This window comes from Nocardia farcinica, assembly GCF_029867845.1.
In the GTDB taxonomy this organism is placed as follows: domain Bacteria; phylum Actinomycetota; class Actinomycetes; order Mycobacteriales; family Mycobacteriaceae; genus Nocardia; species Nocardia farcinica_A.
Genome location: NZ_JARWRU010001001.1, coordinates 1 through 1,962, shown reverse-complemented (window position 1 = coordinate 1,962; position 1,962 = coordinate 1). Strand labels below are relative to the sequence as shown.

General features: G+C 69.5%; 2 protein-coding genes. Both read left to right on the top strand.

What is annotated here, in order from left to right:
* Window positions 1-115 precede the first annotated feature (115 nt).
* Complete coding sequence (locus QH283_RS22225; protein ID WP_280504902.1) at window positions 116-673, top strand: DUF2243 domain-containing protein; 558 nt, start codon at window positions 116-118, stop codon at window positions 671-673.
* Entirely contained in the window at window positions 670-1,491 is an 822-nt protein-coding gene (locus tag QH283_RS22220) for a cytochrome c oxidase assembly protein (RefSeq protein WP_280504901.1), read from the top strand. The genes QH283_RS22225 and QH283_RS22220 overlap by 4 nt, the downstream gene beginning before the upstream one ends.
* Window positions 1,492-1,962 lie beyond the last annotated feature (471 nt).

Genomic DNA, 1,962 nt, shown 5'->3' with positions numbered 1-1,962 from the left:
GCCCCCGGGGGGGGCCCCCCTCGGCTGTCCGGGACCGGCCGCGATTCCCTTCCGTTCGCCGGGGTACCCGGCAGCGACATCGCAGGCTCCCGGAATCGGACAGAAGGAACGCGGCATGGCCACACCAGATCGGACAACATCAGCCGACCGGACAGCGGCACCCGCCCCCGCCATCCGGCTCCCCGGCATCGTCCTCGGCATCGGTCTCGGTGGCTTCGTCGACGGCATCCTGCTGCATCAGCTGCTCCAGTGGCACCACATGCTGACCAGCACCGGCACCGACAACATCGGCCTCGATCCCTACCCCGCCGACACGGTGCACGGTCTGGAGATCAACACTCTCTGGGACGGGCTGTTCCACACCTTCACCTGGCTGGCGGTCCTGTTCGGGCTCTGGCTGCTGTACTCCCGCGTCGTCGAGGCGCGCGGCCGGGTCTGGGCATCCAGGGCGTTGTGGGGCTGGATGCTGGTCGGCTGGGGGCTGTTCAATCTGGTCGAGGGCGTGATCGACCACCACATTCTCGGCATCCACCACGTGCGCGGCGGTGCGCACCAGCTCTGGTGGGATTTCGGGTTCCTCGCACTCGGCGCGGTCCTCGTCGTCGCAGGCTGGTTCCTGCAACGCGGCGCCCAGCCGATCGGCCGGGGCGCCGAGGCCCGGCTCGCGCGGTGACAATTTACGCGCACGGCTACCACGGCCCCGGCCCCGGACTCGGACTCGCGACCGCGCTGATGCTGCTCGCGCTCGCGGTGATCGCCGCGATCTATCTGGTGTTCGCGATCCGCCGGGCACGCGAGCCGCGCGGGTGGAGTCCGTGGCGGACCGCGAGCTTCCTCACCGGCGTCGCCCTGCTCGTTGTGGCGGTGACCCCGGCACTGTCCCCGTTCCCGGCGGACGACTTCCGCGACCACATGTTCCGGCACCTGCTGCTGGGGATGTACGCGCCGCTGGGGCTGGTCCTCGGGGCACCGGTGACGCTGCTGCTGCGGTCGGTTACCCCGGCGCGCGGTCGGCTCGTGGGGCGGGTGTTGCGTTCGCGGCCCGCCCACCTCATCGCCCACCCCTTCGTGGCGCTGGTGCTCACCATCGGCGGCATGGCCGTCCTCTACTTCACGCCCCTGTACGTCGCGACCACCACCCGTCCCGGCCTGCACCTGTTCGTGCACCTGCACTTCGTGGTCGCCGGATATCTGTTCGCCTGGGTCGTCGCCGGACCGGATCCCGCACCCGACCGGCCCTCGGTTCCGGTCCGGCTGGTCGTGCTCGGTCTCGCCGTCGCCGGGCACGCGGTGATCTCCCAACTGCTCTACGCCGGGCTCTTCGTGCGGATTCCGGTGCCGGCCGCAGAGCGGCAAGGGGCAGGGGAACTCATGTACTACCTCGGCGACATCGCCGAATTACTGATCGCGCTCGCCCTGCTGGCGAATTGGCGGCCGCGCCGCAGGGCGGCCGGTCCACGGGCGGACACCGCGGTCGCGTCGGCCCGCTGAGTCCGCACCACGTCGCACGGCCGGGCAGGCCGACGCACCGGCGACCATGGTTGCCGGGCGCACGCCGAGGTCGCTCGGACGACCGCGGGAAGCGAAAAGGGCTCCCGCGGAATGTGGTCCACGTCGAACGACGGACCGGCACCATCCACACTTCAAGTACCGATGAGTCGGTTTCCACATCCGCGGTGACGCGCACCCGGACCGTGCGTGAACAGCGCACACTCCGCATCATCCCGCATCGCGATCCGATGACCCCGCCGCGGAGTCGCCCGGCACGAGGCTTCCCACCGGCGACCCGGATCCGACTCGTTTCCGCTGCGGTACATCATTGTTTCACCGATATTGCGGACATCCGATTAACCGATCGATAGCCGTTGCCGCGCACCGCGATCACGCCTGGGACTCCTATTGCGGCACCCACGACCTCGGTGTACAAGTTGGAATGAAGCGAGACGAATAACAGGGCAACGC

Bases quoted from the DNA above. Each gene is read 5' to 3' on its own strand.
- QH283_RS22225 (WP_280504902.1), top strand. From the start codon at position 116: ATGGCCACACCAGATCGGACAACATCAGCCGACCGGACAGCGGCACCC.